General features: G+C 38.2%; 14 protein-coding genes. 7 read left to right on the top strand and 7 right to left on the bottom strand.

Going from position 1 to position 16,025, the window contains the following annotated elements; genetic code table 11:
• Position 1: 1 nt before the first annotated feature.
• Genes DI076_RS02060 through DI076_RS02075 form a run of 4 tightly spaced genes read right to left on the bottom strand, consistent with a single transcriptional unit; the run spans position 2 to position 2,528 of the window.
• Positions 2 to 346, bottom strand: a complete 345-nt coding sequence (locus tag DI076_RS02060) for a histidine triad nucleotide-binding protein (RefSeq protein ID WP_108958359.1) — start codon at positions 344 to 346, stop codon at positions 2 to 4.
• A gap of 1 nt (position 347) precedes the next feature.
• Positions 348 to 1,244, bottom strand: coding sequence for an ROK family protein (locus DI076_RS02065; RefSeq protein WP_108958360.1), 897 nt, complete (start codon positions 1,242 to 1,244; stop codon positions 348 to 350).
• A gap of 4 nt (positions 1,245 to 1,248) precedes the next feature.
• Positions 1,249 to 1,920: an ABC transporter ATP-binding protein gene (locus DI076_RS02070; RefSeq protein WP_108958361.1), complete on the bottom strand. Its 672-nt coding sequence runs from the start codon at positions 1,918 to 1,920 to the stop codon at positions 1,249 to 1,251.
• A complete protein-coding gene (locus DI076_RS02075; RefSeq protein WP_108958362.1) occupies positions 1,920 to 2,528 on the bottom strand; it encodes an ABC transporter permease in 609 nt (202 codons plus the stop codon). The genes DI076_RS02070 and DI076_RS02075 overlap by 1 nt, the downstream gene beginning before the upstream one ends.
• Here DI076_RS02075 and DI076_RS02080 point away from each other — a divergent pair.
• Positions 2,522 to 4,066: a restriction endonuclease gene (locus DI076_RS02080; RefSeq protein ID WP_108958363.1), complete on the top strand. Its 1,545-nt coding sequence runs from the start codon at positions 2,522 to 2,524 to the stop codon at positions 4,064 to 4,066. The two genes, DI076_RS02075 and DI076_RS02080, sit on opposite strands and share 7 nt — an antisense overlap.
• Positions 4,066 to 4,668 (top strand): hypothetical protein, encoded by a 603-nt coding sequence (locus tag DI076_RS02085; RefSeq protein WP_245918209.1) that lies wholly within the window; start codon positions 4,066 to 4,068, stop codon positions 4,666 to 4,668. Before DI076_RS02080 ends, DI076_RS02085 begins: the two co-directional genes overlap by 1 nt.
• 1 nt (position 4,669) lies before the next feature.
• Here DI076_RS02085 and ruvA read toward each other — a convergent pair whose 3' ends face one another.
• Positions 4,670 to 5,269 carry a Holliday junction branch migration protein RuvA gene (ruvA, locus tag DI076_RS02090; RefSeq protein ID WP_108958364.1) on the bottom strand — a complete coding sequence of 200 codons (600 nt, stop codon included), beginning with the start codon at positions 5,267 to 5,269 and terminating at the stop codon, positions 4,670 to 4,672.
• A gap of 136 nt (positions 5,270 to 5,405) precedes the next feature.
• On the opposite strand from ruvA, the gene DI076_RS02095 reads away from it, so the two are divergent.
• From DI076_RS02095 to DI076_RS02105, 3 genes are read left to right on the top strand one after another with little or no spacing between them, the layout of a single operon-like run.
• Positions 5,406 to 7,280 (top strand): patatin-like phospholipase family protein, encoded by a 1,875-nt coding sequence (locus DI076_RS02095; RefSeq protein ID WP_108958420.1) that lies wholly within the window; start codon positions 5,406 to 5,408, stop codon positions 7,278 to 7,280.
• 26 nt (positions 7,281 to 7,306) lie between these two features.
• Positions 7,307 to 8,536: a C40 family peptidase gene (locus DI076_RS02100; protein WP_108958365.1), complete on the top strand. Its 1,230-nt coding sequence runs from the start codon at positions 7,307 to 7,309 to the stop codon at positions 8,534 to 8,536.
• Positions 8,537 to 8,547: 11 nt separating this feature from the next.
• Positions 8,548 to 9,447 (top strand): patatin-like phospholipase family protein, encoded by a 900-nt coding sequence (locus DI076_RS02105; RefSeq protein ID WP_108958366.1) that lies wholly within the window; start codon positions 8,548 to 8,550, stop codon positions 9,445 to 9,447.
• Here the strand turns inward: DI076_RS02105 and DI076_RS02110 are convergent, their stop codons facing one another.
• Together DI076_RS02110 and DI076_RS02115 are read right to left on the bottom strand one after the other, a co-directional pair.
• Entirely contained in the window at positions 9,448 to 10,947 is a 1,500-nt protein-coding gene (locus DI076_RS02110; RefSeq protein WP_245918212.1) for an OmpP1/FadL family transporter, read from the bottom strand.
• A 41-nt stretch (positions 10,948 to 10,988) separates the two neighbouring features.
• Positions 10,989 to 12,518, bottom strand: coding sequence for a hypothetical protein (locus DI076_RS02115; protein WP_108958367.1), 1,530 nt, complete (start codon positions 12,516 to 12,518; stop codon positions 10,989 to 10,991).
• 99 nt (positions 12,519 to 12,617) lie between these two features.
• Here DI076_RS02115 and DI076_RS02120 point away from each other — a divergent pair, with 99 nt between their 5' ends.
• Positions 12,618 to 13,859, top strand: coding sequence for a M48 family metalloprotease (locus DI076_RS02120; protein WP_108958422.1), 1,242 nt, complete (start codon positions 12,618 to 12,620; stop codon positions 13,857 to 13,859).
• Entirely contained in the window at positions 13,846 to 16,014 is a 2,169-nt protein-coding gene (locus tag DI076_RS02125) for an adenylate/guanylate cyclase domain-containing protein (RefSeq protein WP_108958368.1), read from the top strand. Before DI076_RS02120 ends, DI076_RS02125 begins: the two co-directional genes overlap by 14 nt.
• The last annotated feature ends 11 nt before the right edge of the window (positions 16,015 to 16,025 follow it).

A 16,025-nucleotide genomic window follows, 5' to 3' on the forward strand; every position in this document is an offset into this window, starting at 1 on the left:
ATTACCCCGGTGGCCATTGTAAATGCCTTCCACCTAATAGATGGAAGTGGAGGTGTCCAACCGTTTGGCCACCATAACTTCCACAGTTATTGACAAGACGGTATCCCTTTTCATGGATTCCATTTTTTTCGGCAAGTTTTGGAATCACTTGGAAGATTTCATTAGTCACCTTTGGATCCAATGATGCAATGTCATTCATACTATTGATATGAACTTTGGGAATGATGAGTAAATGAATCGGAGCTTGGGGAGTGATGTCGTGAAATACAAAGATAGAATCGGATTCATATTCTTTTTTGGCAGGGATTTCACCCTTAATGATTTTACAAAAAATACAGTTTTCCATCTTAATTTTTCTCCTTTGCGAATACTAGAGACGCTGCACCTAACGTACCCGATAAATTGCCACCAGGTCCTAATTGTAATCTATCATTTAACACAGGGAAGATGGTGGAGCGGATTTCTGTTTCCAATGCACTTCCAAAAATTTCATAAGACTTGGTAATACCACCCACAAAAACTACCGCTTCTGGATTGAGTAGATGGACTGCTCCGCGAACTGCGTGCGCAAGTGCCTTGGTTCCAAATTCTAAAATATCCTTTGCTACTAAGTCACCATTTTTGACCAAATTGAAAAAAACTTCTGCATTGGTGAGTTTCGTATTTGTTTTTTCAAAATATCGATTGAGTAAACCGATTGTGGAAAAATAACTTTCAACACAACCGTTCACTCCACATCCACATAAAGCTCCACCAATGACGGATGTGGTATGGCCAATTTCAATTCCATTGCCTAAATACCCTGAATACAATTTGCCCTTGGAAACAAATCCTCCACCAATTCCCGTACCTAAGGTTAGGATCAGTTGGGACTCACAATCTTTGTAATTACCAAAAATTGCTTCTCCTAATGCTGCACAGTTTGCATCATTTTCGTAGAATACGGGGAGAGAAAACTTAGCTTCTAAGGATGATTTGATGGGTAGGTTATTAAGGCCAATCATATTGGCACTTTTCAGTAAAACACCTGTTTCATTATTCAGTGGGCCAGGGGAACCAACACCGATTCCTATACTTTCTTTTGCCAAAGGTTCGATGGCTTCGTTTAAAACAGATAAAAAGGAATCATTGTCTAAGTGCTCAGGTGTTTTTTTGTGATTAGACTTCAGTTCTTCCCCTTTTTCATTAAAGAGGGAAACTCGGATACTCCCACCACCAATATCAACACCAATTGCCTGTTTCAAAACTTCACTCGCCCTTGATCACTTGTTCGAACCTTCCGTTTTTCATTTCATAAACGGTTTGGGCATCAAAAGCAAGTTTCATATCATGTGTGACAAGTATGATCGAATGATTTCGTTTATTGTATTCATTGAGTAATAATTGGACTAAATAACTATTTTCCGGATCCAAATCTCCAGATGGTTCGTCCGCAAAGAGGATCGCAGGATCGTTGATGAGAGAACGTGCAATGGCCGCCTTTTGGATTTGGCCACCTGACAAAGTCCTAGGCAATGAATTTTGGATGTCACCTAATTTTAGGTGTTCGATGAGGTAATCACATTTACGGATGTAATCATCATTCGAAAATTTTTTAGTAAACAAAGCAGGGAGTAGGATATTTTCTTTGATCGTTAAGTTTCCAACTAACTCTGAAAATTGAAACACAAGTCCCAAATCACGTGCTCTAATTTCCGCTAGTTCCTGTTTGGAAATTTGAGAGAGTTTGATTTGGTCGTACAAAATGTCCCCTTCCGTCGGAGACAACATTCCCGTTAACATAGAAAGTAGAGTGGTTTTTCCAGAACCAGATGGACCGATGATGGCCACATAATCTCCTTGGTTCACATCGAAACTGACCGAACTTACGGCTTCTTCGTTTCCAAACCGTTTGGTGAGATTGTGAACACGGAGTAACATTATTTTTGCCTCCGTATGGACTGGTAAGGATCAATGAAGGTACTGATGCCAACAGTGGGAAAGGAGACAAGGATTCCTAAAAAGAGAAAAAGCACCAAACAAGTGAAAATGGATTTAACTTCTGCAAAAAGACCAAAGTCGGGAGGTGGGGAAAGAAGTCCTAAATTCAGGATGACCGCCAGTAGGAAACTTGGTAAAAATAGGAAAAATAAGGACAAAGAATGGAGTAGGATACAGCCAAAACGATTGCCTCCGACAGCCATCATCACACCGATATCACCGAGGGAATGAAGGCAATGGAAGAAAAATAAAGTCATGAGTGCAAAGCTAGTAGCGTAAAAAAGAATCTGAGGAGACTTGTCAAAGGAAACGATACTAGTAAGAGACACTCCCGCATACAAATGGAAGTGGATCCTGACTGCTAGGACGAGGAAAGTAAAAACAAGAGTTCCTACAAGGCCATAGGCCAAGGAATAGAGACGATCTCTGACGAGAAGTCGAAGAGCAAACGAAATGTAGGTGAGTTGTATCACTTCCAGGACAGAATTGGCGTAAGACTCTTTTTTACCAACCAAAATAGGAAAATAGGAAGTATTCGAAATTGGCATTTTTTATCTTTGTAGGAGCCGCAGTGATTTTACTTGGGTTTCTTTTGACCTTTGTCATTGGACAGAGGCGAGATAGTTATGCAAAAGCCTTAAGCCTTGCCACTTTAGGGAATTTTCTAGATGCAAGGGCCCTTGTTAGGGAAAAACTAGAAGAAGACCACCAAAATCCCTACGGTCATTACGTGATGGCAAAAATTTATGCCATGGAGAATGACCCACTCAACGAAGCAAAACACCTCGAAATCATCAAAAAAAATAACCGTTACACCAAGGAAATTGATCCTGTCACGGTTTCCAACCGGATTGCTGAGATTTATTATAACAAAGATTTTTTTGAAGAAGCGTTTTTCCATTACCTAGACACACTCCAGGTGGACAGATCCAATCCGATCGCTTGTATTCGTTTAGGTTTTATGGCACTTGGACAAAAAGAATTCAAAATTGCTGAGCATTTTTTTGCAAGGATCCCCGAAGAGAAGGTCAACCTCACATCGTATTATATTGCCAAAGGTGTGATCTCTGGTGTGACCGGGGGTGGAAAAGAAAGAGAATACTTTGAAAAAGCGTATAAAATTGAAAAAACTCCAGTTTCAGGATTTTTATACGCTCTATCACTTTCGAGGGAAAACAAACACAAAGATGCAGTCAAAACTGCCATCGCCATCAGCGAACAAATTGAAGATGAATTTGTGAGATTCACATTATTCCAATTTCTGATGACTGAAGCCATTCTCATGCAAAATTTTCCAGAAGCTTTAAAGTATGGGAGGTTATGTCTGGAAATGGCAAAACTCAATGCTTGGCAAAGCGAAATTATAGAGTGTAGCATACATTTTGCGATGATCACAACATACATGGGTCGGTATGAAGATGGAGCTGAATACTTAATTGAAGCTGAAGCAGAACGAATGGATGATCCCGATGTGATTGCATTAGCAAATTTAAAATACCGATTAGAACGAGGAACAGGAACGGTTGAATCCTTAACTCATGAATATGACCTAACACGTGAATTGAATTTATTATCTGTGAATCTATTTCCTAACTCTCGTTATTTTGAGTTAAGTGGGATGCGTTCCTCCAAACCTTTTAATATCAAAGGGATGGTGGATGAAAATGGAAAAAAACTTACATCCAAATTGGATATGTTGGGTCTCGATAAATTTGAAAAATTCATTGGTTTGCCAGGAACCAATTTTAAAAACCAAGCCACTCGGATGGTGATGAGTCTTGGTTACCGAGTCACTAAAGAAATTGCAAACCCCGAAGCTGATGGAGTCAATTTACTTGCTTCTTCCAAAGAAGATGTGAACAAACGAGCTCTCTTCCGAGTTCGTAAGTGGAAGGATGCAAAGGTTTCCGATGTTTTTTTAAGAGAGATGACAAACCAAATGGAAGAGATGGGTGCAACCAAAGGGTATGTGATTGGGAATTTTGATGTGACAGAAGCTGGTAAAAAAATCATCGCAGCTAGTAATGGAGCACTTGAGATGTATTCGGGGGATATGTTTGAGGATCTTCTCAACAAGACAATGTAATGTGGTCACTTTTCCCCAAACAAATCTATTTATTGTATATAAACTTCTTACTCGTCATATTTTTTTCCTCTTGTATTAGTAAAAACACCTCTAGTAAAACACAAAATTCACAATCACGAAATATTGGAATCCTTAGCTGTCCTTTTCCTGTCAAACAAGGGATTGTGTATGGAAAAGGAATTTCTCAATTTGATACAACTCTGATATTATATATAACAAAACAATTGTTACTTGATTTGTGTGAGGGGCATTTTTCCCATCTTTTAGAGTTTGTTGATTCGAAAACAGGTTTATTTGTTGATGCCAAAGGGTATTGGTCCAAACAAGAAGTGGCTTTGGACTTAAAGGATCCAAATGGTTATTTTTCTTTGTATTATTTTGATCAGAAAAAACTAGACCTAAAAAAAGGAAACCAAGGGAATCTTACCATCCGAGATGTATTTTACCAAGCGGGCCTTGTGGTAATTGATGTTTACATCGGATCAAAAGAAGAGGTAGAACTCAAATTCCGTTTTGATTCAAATCCCAAACTAGAACGTTATTTGATCAACCCAAGTTTCATCAAAATAGGAAACAATTGGTACTTACATAGAATGTTTTGATCTATTTGGTCCCAGTGATCACTTGTTTTACGATATCGGATGCCGACAAACCAGGGTTTGTTTTTTTCGCATCGGTCACTTGTTTGGTTGCTGTTTTTTCATCAAAACCAAGTTGGATGAGGGCAAGCGTTGCTAAATCTGTTTCTCGGTCTACGATACTAAATTCAGGGGTTCCTTCATTTAAAAACATCTCAAATTTTTTTAGATTTTGTTTGATTTCGAATAAAATCTTTTCAGAAGTTTTCCCTTTTACTTTTGGAATTTTTTCCAAAGTTTTTTTGTCATCGGCTTTTGCGATTTGGTAAAGGTCATCTGCTTGGAAAAAAGATAATATTTTTAATGCGGTAAGTTCTCCAATCCCGTGTAAGGATTTAATGAGTTCAAATAATTCGCGGTCTTTTTTTGAGGAAAATCCAAATAACCTTTGTCCACGGTCTGTGATGGAATGGAAGGTATGTAAAAAAATTTCAGAAGAAATTTTATCCTTACATTCTAAGTGCAGAGGAAAAGGGATCATTACTTCATAACCCACACCAGACACTTCCACCACCAAACGATCAATTTCTAATTGGAGTAATTTTCCACGTAAACTTGCGATCATAAGCCTCTTCTCCTTTCCCATTGTATGGACGGAAGAATTATGACTACTCTTCTTTTTTCTGTCGAATCCGTTCAAGGTTTTAAATACAGAGAAAAGGTTGCTTGAAATTTGTTTAAAACATACTAAAACCTTTGTTGTGAAACGAATCCGAAAATCTAAAATTCCCTCTCTTGCGCAGTATTTGACATTGGCGGATTTGTTTAAAAACCTCCCTCATTCCGTATTACGCGAAATGATGGCACATACAGTTCGTGAATTTTTAAAAGGGGGAGAGATTCTCTTTTTGGAACATTCAGATGGAAACGATCTGTACATTTTGGCTGCAGGAAAACTTCGTTACGAAAAACGAAGTGCCGATGGCAGTATCCGAGATCTAGGTGAATTCAAACGTCTCGATATCATTGGAGAGTTGAGTTTATTTACGGGAGAAAAACGATCTGCCACAGTGAAGGCAGTGAGAGACTCTGAACTCATCCGAGTTCCAAGAGAAGTGGCATTGTCCATTCTTGTAAAATACCCCGAAAGTTTACTTCAAATTACGAAAATCATCGCAGAACGATTGGCTCAAGCCAAAACGGAAACGAAAGGATTTGTCCCACAGGCAAAAACCTTCACCTTACTTTCTTCCCTTCCCGAGAAGGTGATTTTGGATATGATTCATTATCTGGGAATCGTATTCCTTCGGTATGGAACTTTTTACGTTGTCGATGAATCTATGTTCAACGATCGAATGAAAGAATTGGAAAAATTAGAGGAAGCAGATAAAGAACCTTGGATCATTCGATTTTTCACTCAAATTGAAGCTGAATACGATTATATTTTTTATTTAGTGAAGGACGAAGGCAAATTAAGTCCTTATGTCGAACGGACACTGCGCCAGTCTGATACCTTTGTTTATATCAAAGATGCAAATGAGGACCCAAATTGTATCCAAATGGAATCACTCATCGATAAACGTAAGTTTAGTGATCGTAATCATGTTCTTGTCCTCCTGCAATCAAATCGAAACTTTGTTCGACCAGGTACAATCAAACACCTAGAAAAAAGGAGATTCCATCGTCATTTTCATGTCCATTTAGAACGAATGGACACCTGGGAAAGGTTGGGAAGGGGTTTACTTGGAAAATCCATAGGCCTGGCGTTAGGTGGTGGTGGTGCCAAAGGATTTGCCCATTTAGGTGTATTAAAAGCATTAGAAGAAAATTCGATTCCAATTGATATGGTTTCGGGTACAAGTGCTGGTTCCATTTTTGCTGCTCTCATTGCCATGGGTGAATCAAGTGAAGGGAGTAAAGTGAAAGCCAAGGAATTTTGGGTATCCAAAGATCTTTTAAATGAATATACAATTCCCATTTTATCTTTAACAACTGGGAAAAAATACACGGAAGCCATTCGGAATTTTTTTGGTGAGATCCAAATTGAAGATTTGTGGATCCCATATTTTTCAATCGCGACAAACCTTTCCCATTCCGAAATCCATGTACAAGAAGTAGGAAGTTTATGGAAAGCAATCCGTGTCAGTACTTCCATTCCCGGAATTGTACCTCCTTTTATAGATGATGGCATCGTTTATGTGGATGGGGGAGTTCTTGACAATGTTCCAGGGATCACTCTAAAGGAGAAAGGTGTGGGAAAAGTGATTTCGGTGGATGTATTTGGTGATATTTATCCTGACCAAGACCGCGAACTTTGTGAATACTTCGATGTGAACAAACCAGGTGTGATGACAAACCCAATCTTTCAAATGACTAATCTTATCAATTTCCAAGACATCTTAAAACCAAAATTTCCTCCCATAGGAGATATCATCATCCGTTCGATTTTAGCATCGAGCCGAGAACGAATCCGCCAAACAGAAAAAATCTCAGATTTGTTCTTACAAATCCCTACCAATAATTTTGGATTACTTGATTGGTTTGCGTATGAACGTTTGATTGAGCTTGGATATATTTCGTCATTTGAGAAAATCAAAATGAACCGAGAAAAATTTTTAAATCCTTCTTTACAATAAGTGTAGATTCCTTTACTCCTTGGTTCATGTTTTCAAAAGAGTATCATCTATCTATTTTTCTATTGGTTTTCCTTTTCCCATGTTTTTTACATTCACAAAATTTAGACACACTTTTAGAATCAGGTTATAACAAACAAGAGACCTTACTCATTCGAAGTGAAATTCGAAAAAAACTAGGCGACAGAGCAAACCATAAAGAAATCCAAAACATCATCCAATCCTTACGGGTGTGGGCTGTGTTTGAATCGATGTCCCCTTCGGAATTTGCATTGGAAGTAGAACGTTTTGTCATTCTACGTGACCACGGATATGAATGGGAGGAAACGGAAGAACTAATACCTTATCTGATCACAGCCAAACCTAACAAAAAAGAGATACCGTTTTTAGGTAAGTTTTATCGGGAGATGAAATTAAGCCAAGTGCCTGAAGATGAAATGTTAAATCTTTTTTTATCTGCAAAAAACAAATCTTGGACGGGTGAAACATTGTTTGTGGTTGGTCGATTGTATGTTCTGTTGCGAAAACAAGAATCCAATCCAAATGTAATTCTCAAACAATTAGAAAAAAAAATGCCTAAAAATATCCTAACACTCAATTCAGAAAAACAAAAAAAACTGATGGTAGAGATGAAACCAGAATCAAAGAATTCTGATTTTGCCAAGCGTTGGAGTACGGTCATGGAAGATACAATCTCTGTTCTTTCAGGGAAAAACACGATTGATGATTTTAAAGTTTCAGATCGTAGAACCGAAATCATTTGGAATGAAGAAGGAGAATGGATCACAAAAGAAAGACCAAAATTGGATCCGAATCTCATTTTTATGGAAGAACAGGTTACTTCCCAACCTACACAAATAGAGAATTCCTCCAAACGTAAATTAGTGGATCCAGTTGGAAGGTTATGGATTGGAACTCCCTATTTGTATGGTGGTTATTCCAAACGTGGTGTTGATTGTTCTGGGTTGACAAAATCCATCCTAACCGATCCAAAAATCGGAATGAAGGAAAAGGCAATTCCTAGATCGGCAAAAGACCAATCGCAGATTGGAAAATTTGTCTCAAGGGAAAAACAGGAAATTGGAAATTTGGTTTTTTTCTCTGCGTCTCCCAATACCAAAAAGATCACACATGTGGGAATGGTATTAGAGAATGGAAATTTTATCCATGCGTCAACGAGCAGAGGTGTTGTCATCCAATCCCTAAATGAAAAATGGTGGAAGGAAAGATATGTAACTGGAAGAGATATCTTTCTTTAGTGGTAATTACTATGTCAAAAAAGAAAGCATTAGTTTTATCTGGAGGTGGTGCAAGAGGTGCCTACCAAGCAGGAGTATTACGATATTTAGAAGAAATCAATTGGAAACCAGATATAATCTGTGGAACGTCTGTTGGAGCGATCAATGCATGTGCCATTGGTTCTGGAATGGATTCAAAAAAATTATCCGAACTATGGTTAAAATTGAATCAAAAACATATTATGCGTTATTCGGTATGGAATATGTTGAAAGGTTTGTTCCGAAGAAAATACTATCCTTTGGTGGAAACCTACCCATTAAAAAAATTCATCCATGAACATTTAGACTTTAGTCACTTAAACGAGTCAAAAATAAAAGTCATCATTTCAGCCGTTAATATTTTAACATCGGAACTTAGATTTTTTGAAAATCCAACACTACAGATTGAACATTTACTTGCTTCTTCAGCCATTCCAATGATTTTTCCATGGCAAATGATTGATGGAGAACCTTATTGGGATGGGGGTGTGATGGCAAATACTCCGATTCTTCCCGCATTAACACATGAAGCTTCCGATATCGTAGTAGTATTACTTTCGCCTGTTGGAAGTTCGGCGATTATGGAAACCCCTGTGACAAAGGATGAGGCATTAGAAAGGTTATTTGAACTCTACCTACTTGGTTCCTATAAAAGTGTAGAACAAGGATTAGAATACCGAAAATCTGTGATGAATGGTCTCACTGCAATTGAGAATTTTCTCCTGAACCTCAGGACACAATTTACGAACGCTAAAATCTCAGTCATCGCCCCAAAACAAATGTTAGGTTTTGGTAGTATTCTCAATTTTAAGAAAGAACAAGCTGAAAAGCTCTTAGTGCAAGGTTATGATGACGCTAAAGATTTTTTCCAAACAAAATCCAAGAAAAAATGATCAATTCCTGGAACTCACCATAATGTAAATGGACTGAGCCATATATTCGAAGGATTGGGCTAATGAGTTCGGGTCAATCCTAGAATTTCCATACCCCAATTCACGGATATAGGTTACAGAAACTGACGATTTGGAAGTTACCCATGAAAATCCCAAACTGAAACCTTTGTTCCTTGAATATTCATTTCGAGGATTTGTTCCAGAACGAGCAACTTTGTATATGACACTCGCGTCGCCAGAAGTTGCAGCAACTTGGTTACCAAAGGTATTTTGAAGGTATAAATCAACTGCCGATTCAGTCCATGAGATTGGTTTTGTATTGGGTTCGTTTGTGTAAATTCCACCTAATACAGAGAATGTGTCAGCCAAATAGTATTCCATTCCAGCTGCAAAATTCGTTGTGGAATAACGAGTTAGTTCTCTCACCTCTGTATCATTGATTGTATAAGTGACACGTCGACCAATCGTACTAATCTCATCTTGGTTCCTTCTGACTTTATAACCAGAAGTGTGAATCATATCAAAGGAAGCTAAAAATCTTGCCGTCGGGAAAAAAGCCACACCAAATCGCATTTCTTGTGTTTGCGGAATGGAGGTGACAAGTTTTGGCTTTTGTGTTAAGACTCCTTGTTCAATGGAGGAGGCACCATCCCCTGTCCCTTCAATGAAGTCAACAGCTGAAGAACCCGGTCTACGTGTAGAATCAACATAAACTTCATTGTACAAACGATCCCCACCAGTAACAAAAATACGACGGTAACTAAATCCTAGAGATAGTTTGGGATTTGGTTGGTATTGGATGCCAAGGACTGGCATAAGTCCTGATGTGCGACGATTGTCTACATAAGAGCGCATCACATAACTAAGATCCGAGAATTGTTGGAATTGGGTTCGCGAAACTTCCTTCGTATCATTCATATAATAAAGAGTGGCACCAAGAGAAAGTTTATCATTGAGTAGGTATGCCAAACTGGGACCAACTAATAGTTGGTTATAACGTTCTTTTGTATAATTTCGTGTGGAATTGATGGAAGGAGAAACAAGTGGGTAGTTCACCTGATCCACTCGATTGTAGGAATAGTTATACGTATTCACAATCGAAAAGGCAAACTTCCATCGATCAAAGTTTTTGAGTAGTCCAATGAAATTGGGATCAAATCCTTGGTGGGTTTGGTTGTATCTTTGGCCTGGTGTGTCTATATTGATATAACTGCGTTTAACATCTTTGAAATTACTCGCAGAGATAGATATCCCATCATTATGAGTAAAACCGAGTCCTGCAGGATTGTAATAAGCTCCCGATGGATCGTCAGCGATGGCAGTGAAAGCGCCTGCAAGTCCAGCCGCTCTTTCTCCGTAAAACCCTTGTATGTTGTTAAATGGTTCTGACGGAAACAATGAAACTGGAAATATATATAAGCTTGAAAATAGAATGAGTCGTTTGATGAATTTCTTTTTTGAGTTTAAGTTGTGTTGAGAATTATTTTTAATGATTAACATATAGGTTTCTTTTTGTTTGGTTTCAAATATAAGAATATCAATTAGATTTGAACAACTGTATTTGCTCGAACAGTATATACTTCGTTTCCGTTTGTATCAATTGCATACCGCCAGACAACAGCTGTTGGAATTTGATTGGCTGTTCCATAAAAGTCGACGTAATAAACGGGACCACCACTATTGACATTATTATAAAATTCTCCCCAGCCTATAAATTCATCCGGAAATACATTGGGATCTACTCCGGCTGGCATGATGACATAAGCATCATATTCAGTAAACCCAGCTCCTTGGCCAATTCCTCCTCCCGGGAGTGCAGTTGTAAAATCAACATAAGCATCCCATTCAAAGGTATAAGTGGTTTCGATGAACTCACCATAAAGGTCTGTATCTAGGACACCTAATTCTTCATAATCATCGTTAGCTGGGGTTCCAATGTCATAATAATCAACGGCAAAATAGGTGATGTCTCCATTCGGATCATAAGTTTCAGTTAAATAGTATTCAAAATTGTCGGCATTGTCTATGTATTCTGTCAGGACATAACCGCCCAGGTCATTAGTTCTACCTTTGACTGATGTTGTGATTTTATTCCCTGCAGCATCATCATAAACATTACTATAATTTAAGGTTACACAATTATTCGCATTGGCACTTGTATCCTTTTCACATTCTTCGAAAGTAAATCGTGTTGTGGATTTGTCAGTATTCCCAGAACCACTTGTAACTTGTTTGATATTGAGGATGGCCTTGTCTTTTTTTCCTTCTTGTGTGATGTAAGTGATGGATGCTTCCACACTTAAGGAAATTCCAAATACTTTTAAAGATCGATTGATAGAACTAAATACTTTTGATTTATCTGTTTTGAATTTGATTGCCTTTTGGAATTTATTATTGGAGGGACAAGGTTGTGGGGTTCCAATCGCATCGGAAAACGAATATTCAATTTCAACATCATATTCGTCATTACTCAAACGTTTGTAAACCATCGCAGGTGTTGGAACAGATTGGCCTGTAAATGGCAAAATCCCTTCGTTCTGTAAACTAACTAGTTCACCTCTTGCTTCTTCGGGGCTCAGACCAAGCCTTTCGATCCCTTCTAGGAACTCTTCTTCCATACTTTGGGTGATACGCACGGTTCCCGTTCCACCTGGGATACAAACGCCTGGACTTGCTTTTGCAATTGCATAGGATCCACTGATGAGTACTAAGTCCTTTTTAGAATCTCTAAGTATCTCTGCGACGATACTTGTACCTTCCGTTAAAAAATTTTGTCCTGTAAATCCATAATCCAAAGTGTCTTGTGCAATTCCTTTGTTTGTAAAAGCCATTTTGGAAGAGCGACTTTGGCGCATAAAACTTGCACCAAGACCACTGGAAGGTTTTCGTATGGAACGAGGCACAGCCACACTTAGATTGGAAGGAAGTTCTGTATTGATATTGGAAGAAAATAAGGAACGAATGAAAAAACGAGTGGCTAATGCACTCAGCGTATTACTTTCATCTTTTTCTTTTTTACAACCTTCGAACGTCATAAACAATACGATGAGAAGTAGAAAAAAATGTTTCATTGCCCGTTCATCACAATGGATGGATAGGAATTGTCAATTCGAAAGTCAAAATTAAAAAAAGAGTTTTCAAAGATTGATGAGACCCAACACTCATTGGTAATGAAGTCGAACACTTTATCCTATTTATTCCTTTTTGTCAGTGTTTCACTACTTGCAAAAGGAAATGTTTATGTGCAAAGCAACAAAGCAAAGTTACTTTCACAGCCTAAGTTAAATGCAGAAGGAAGTCTTTTAAAAATAGGAGAAGTACTAACGCCTATCACCGAACAAGGGCTCTTTGTCCAAGTGCGAGTCGAAGAGAAAACAGGTTGGGTATCGAAATTATTTGTATCTCCACTCCCACCTGGAACCCAAATGAAATTAGGCATCACTTCTAATTCCTCGGAAGCTGTTGTAGCAAGACAACGTGCCTCCGATTTTACGAAGACCGCTGCTGCAAGAGGGCTTTCGGAAACCCAAAAGATGAGAGTGCGCGGAGAAGGTGAGATGTATGATTTTGAATCTTTACGTTGGCTCGAATCCGTACCTTTGGCGTTTGAAGAAACAACTCCTAAGGAAGAAAAAAAGAATGGGATCACACAAAGTTCGAGTTTTTTTTCATTCTCATCTAATCCTGGGTTACCTGTCCTTGGAGAAACTAAAGCGGAAGTGAAGATGGGTCGTTCGCTTGCCGCTAGACTTTTAAAAAAATACAATTTAGTTCGCGATTTAGAATTCACGAGGTATCTCAATTCCATAGCATCAAAGTTAGGTTCTGTTTCTTCCCGTAAAGATTTGGAATTTCGAGTTGGGATCATCGATTCTCAAGAGGTAAATGCATTTTCCTGTCCTGGTGGTTATTTGTTTATCACTACAGGCACTCTAAAAAAAATCCAAACAGAAGCTGAGTTAGCCGGTATCATTGCGCATGAAATGGGCCATGTGATCTTATTTCACAATGGTGAATTCAAAGAATCAAATGTGTTTGTTGATATCCTCTCAGGATTGTTATCTCCTCCTGGCAGTGAGGTTGTCAATACAGCGATGGCAACTGCGATCACCGAAATGGAAAAACAATTTTTTGAAACAGGCCGAGATGCTAAAGTGGAATTAGAAGCAGATGAGGCAGCTGTTGGTCTTGTTTCCCAAGTGGGTTATTCTCCACTTGGATTGTCTAGTTACCTGAATACAATGGCAAAATCAGAAGGTACAGATCTTTTGAAAAAAACACATCCTGAAACAAATTTAAGGATCGCAAAACTTGTGTATATTGAATCTTCGGTTTCAATGGAAGGTACTCCTGTCATCATTGACCGTTGGAGTGATTACAAAAAACGATTAACTGCAAATGAAACAAAATAAAATACTCTTCCCGATTTTTTTAATGGTAGTGATTCCGACATTACTCACTACATTCATTTCCTTCTTTCGATTTTCTACTACATTAGATCGCAAACTATCAGATGCTTTGTTTCATTTTTTGCCTTCCCATCACACTTTTTCAAAAGACATTGTGATTATAGATATAGATGAGCAGAGTATTGCTAAATATGCAGACCATCCTGAACTTGGGCAATGGCCTTGGAAACGTCATATTTATCCCACTCTTATCGGATACACAAAACTTCTTACCCCTCCTAAATTTACAATCATCGATATCATGTTCACTGAAAGGTCGGATTATGATGATGCACTGGTGGTAGCAAACGAAACATTGGGGGAGATATCTCATGCTGCCAATTTCCGAAATGGTGGGATTGTGATTCCAAGAAAAAGTATCGATACAATTAGTCAAAAATTCAGTGTACCTTTGACTACAAGTATTCCTTTTCCAAAATATGAGAATGCTTCTTTTCCCATTGGTCAAATTGCGGAAACGGCTCCCAATGTCCATGTGGTGAATGTGATTTCAGATAGTGATGGAATTTTAAGGAGATTTTCTCCCTTTGTAAGATGGAATGGAATGTATTTCCCAACTCTTGCGACGCAAGCATTTGCGTTAGGTGAAACTTACAAAATAGAAACAAAAGATTTGAATGTATACCTGGAAAAAGAAGGAACAAAACGAATCATTCCTATTGGAAAAGATGGTCTTGTAAGGGCTTATTTTTATACAGAAGAAGAGTTGAGAAATATTCCGAGGTATTCGGCAGCAGGGATCATTGAATCCTTAGAAAAGTTAAACACTGGTGAGGTGGAAGATCCAAATACACTCCTCGTACCTCCCAAACTCTTTGAAAATAAAATTGTCCTGATCGGTACATCCGCTGCAGCCACACATGATGACGTTGTTACCCCGCACGGATTGTTTCCTGGTGTGATTGCACAGGCAGTGTTTGCTTCGAATTTAACAGAAGGGCATTTATTAAAAGAATTACCTGTGACGTATGGGTTTGTATTTACAATCTTAGTTTTATTTGTTGGTGTTCTTGTTTTATTTATTAACCAATGGCATATATTGAAGAATATTTATCCAATATTTGCAATCTCGTTGTTTATCGGATTGTTTTATTTCCTTTATCGGATGGATTATGTTTTGTCTACTAATTCGTTTGTGTTTGGATTCCCAGTTTCTTACTTACTTGGATTTGCCTATTTAACTTACACAGAAGGAAAGGAAAAAAGAAAATTCAATCACATCTTACGGAACTTAGTCGATCCAGAAGTTGTGAGTGTTGCTCTCGAGAATATGGAATCCTTAAAACAAGGAGGGGAATGGGAAATCACGGCATTTTTTTCAGACGTAGCTGGGTTTTCATCCATTAGTGAAGAGTTAAGTGCAACAGATTTAGCAAAGTTATTAAATGAATACCTTTCTGCTATGACCAATGTTTTAAAAACAAATTCTGGAACTTTGGATAAATACATTGGAGATGCAATTGTAGGAATTTTTGGTGCTCCCATACAAAACAAGGAACACCCAAAACTTGCTTGTAAAACAGCTCTTGAAATGCTGAAAGAGTTGGAAGGTTTGAGAAAAGAATGGAATGAAAGAGGGGATTACACACCACTCGCACGTGCTATGGTATTTCGTATCGGTCTTAACTGTGGTTTGGCTAAGGTTGGATTTATGGGAACTGATAGTTTGGCATCGTACACAATGATGGGTGATACAGTGAACTTAGCTGCTAGGTTAGAAGCTGCGGCTAAAGATTATGGTGTGTCGATTTTAGTTTCCGAAAACATTGAGTTAGCTTGTCGGGATACATTTTCCTTTCGATTTTTAGATTGGATCCGTGTGAAGGGAAAAGAAGCACCAGTGAAAATCTATAGTTTAGAATCATTTAAAAATGAAATTTCGCCTGTTTCTGTCAAAGCATTCGAAGAGTATGAATTCGGTTTTTCCGAATACTCAAAACGAAATTGGGAAACTGCTATCGAACATTTTAAGAATGTTTCTAAAATATTAGGAAAAGACGATGTGAGTAGCCACTTGCTCATCAAACGTTGCCAAACTCTATTCCAAAACCCACCACCTGTCGACTGGGATGGCGTTTATACGCGTACTTCAAAATAATACTATACGAT

It is taken from the genome of Leptospira ellinghausenii, from assembly GCF_003114815.1.
Classification (GTDB): domain Bacteria; phylum Spirochaetota; class Leptospiria; order Leptospirales; family Leptospiraceae; genus Leptospira_A; species Leptospira_A ellinghausenii.

Excerpts from the sequence above, each read along its gene's own strand:
- DI076_RS02110 (WP_245918212.1), bottom strand. The coding sequence starts at position 10,947 with ATGTTAATCATTAAAAATAATTCTCAACACAACTTAAACTCAAAAAAG.
- DI076_RS02105 (WP_108958366.1), top strand. The coding sequence starts at position 8,548 with ATGTCAAAAAAGAAAGCATTAGTTTTATCTGGAGGTGGTGCAAGAGGT.
- DI076_RS02115 (WP_108958367.1), bottom strand. The coding sequence starts at position 12,518 with ATGAAACATTTTTTTCTACTTCTCATCGTATTGTTTATGACGTTCGAA.
- DI076_RS02075 (WP_108958362.1), bottom strand. The coding sequence starts at position 2,528 with ATGCCAATTTCGAATACTTCCTATTTTCCTATTTTGGTTGGTAAAAAA.
- DI076_RS02060 (WP_108958359.1), bottom strand. The coding sequence starts at position 346 with ATGGAAAACTGTATTTTTTGTAAAATCATTAAGGGTGAAATCCCTGCC.
- DI076_RS02125 (WP_108958368.1), top strand. The coding sequence starts at position 13,846 with ATGAAACAAAATAAAATACTCTTCCCGATTTTTTTAATGGTAGTGATT.
- DI076_RS02100 (WP_108958365.1), top strand. The coding sequence starts at position 7,307 with ATGTTTTCAAAAGAGTATCATCTATCTATTTTTCTATTGGTTTTCCTT.
- DI076_RS02085 (WP_245918209.1), top strand. The coding sequence starts at position 4,066 with ATGTGGTCACTTTTCCCCAAACAAATCTATTTATTGTATATAAACTTC.
- DI076_RS02120 (WP_108958422.1), top strand. The coding sequence starts at position 12,618 with ATGAAGTCGAACACTTTATCCTATTTATTCCTTTTTGTCAGTGTTTCA.
- DI076_RS02070 (WP_108958361.1), bottom strand. The coding sequence starts at position 1,920 with ATGTTACTCCGTGTTCACAATCTCACCAAACGGTTTGGAAACGAAGAA.
- ruvA (WP_108958364.1), bottom strand. The coding sequence starts at position 5,269 with ATGATCGCAAGTTTACGTGGAAAATTACTCCAATTAGAAATTGATCGT.